Annotated in this window: 1 protein-coding gene and 1 pseudogene; both read left to right on the plus strand. The window is 62.4% G+C overall.

Annotation, left to right across the window (positions count from 1 at the left end; genetic code table 11):
* On the plus strand, positions 1-293 hold a 293-nt coding region (locus tag HWY05_RS38035), incomplete at its 5' end, for a phospholipase A (RefSeq protein WP_176061516.1).
* 49 nt (positions 294-342) lie between these two features.
* Positions 343-426, plus strand: a pseudogene (locus tag HWY05_RS38040) (DUF1289 domain-containing protein); the annotation flags it as partial.

The following is a 426-nucleotide window of genomic DNA, read 5'->3' on the forward strand; positions in this document are numbered from 1 at the left end:
ACCTGGGCATCAGCGACAACCGCGATATCGCCGACTACCGCGGCTACATGGACCTGGTCGTCAAGTACGGCAGCCCCGACGGCTGGCAACTGTCTACCACGCTGCGCAAGGGCACCCACCACTGGTACGGCAGCGTCGACACCCAACTCTCCTACCCGCTCGCCAAGCTGTTCGGCAATGCCTGGGGTGGTTATGTCTGGATCGGCTATTTCAACGGTTACGGCGAGGACCTGCTCGACTACAACCAGCGCCAGCACTGGATCGCGCGGGTGGGCGTGAGCATCGCGCGCTGATGCTTTACCATTACGCACTGCCGCACCAGCCCGGACCCAACGACGCATCATGAGTTCCAATCTTCACGACAAGCCCGACAGCCCCTGCATCGGCGTCTGCTCGACCCTGTTCGACGATGTCTGCAAGGGCTGC

This window comes from Paraburkholderia sp. BCC1876 (assembly GCF_902833695.1).
Taxonomy (GTDB): domain Bacteria; phylum Pseudomonadota; class Gammaproteobacteria; order Burkholderiales; family Burkholderiaceae; genus Paraburkholderia.